The organism is Treponema sp. R6D11, assembly GCF_054786075.1.
The window spans coordinates 1-460 of the sequence record NZ_BDHD01000886.1 but is presented as its reverse complement, the minus strand read 5'-3'; the positions used below and the strand labels follow the sequence as shown (position 1 = coordinate 460).

Below are 460 nucleotides of genomic sequence, written 5' to 3'. Positions count from 1 at the left end.
CCTAATATGGTAATTCCGATTTCTTTTCCAATTATTTTCATTTTGTTATCAAATGTCAATAATGGCAAATTCAATCTTTTGGCGGTTTCCAAATAAAAAGCGTCATAAGCATATATTTTCTTTTCCCATCGATAAAGGTAAACTCACTCCACCATGTATCTGAATTTTGAGCAGTGAATTCAATTGTAAAATTTTGTTTCTCGCCGCCACCTGTGGGCACACCGCCAGTTATGGAACCAGTAATTCCAACTGACCATGCGCCGTTTTCATACAACACTATTTGTAAGGGAGTGACTTTAGTAACCGTTACTACGTTGCTTTCAGGCGAATCTTTACTAACGCCTTCGGCACCAACGGCAATAATCTTAATCTGATATACGCCATAATGGAAATAGTTTTAGATGCAAGCGCAATAATAGCTTTTATTGCGGACGAACCAGAAAGCGATGTTGTTATAAAT

The 460-nt window shown here is 37.4% G+C and carries 1 protein-coding gene and 1 pseudogene; both read right to left on the bottom strand.

Going from position 1 to position 460, the window contains the following annotated elements:
- Window positions 1-92 (bottom strand): annotated as a pseudogene (locus ACYVTD_RS16660) (VapC toxin family PIN domain ribonuclease); the annotation flags it as partial.
- Window positions 71-277, bottom strand: a complete 207-nt coding sequence (locus ACYVTD_RS16655; protein WP_461248770.1) for a hypothetical protein — start codon at window positions 275-277, stop codon at window positions 71-73. The pseudogene ACYVTD_RS16660 and the gene ACYVTD_RS16655, both read right to left, overlap by 22 nt.
- Window positions 278-460: the final 183 nt, after the last annotated feature.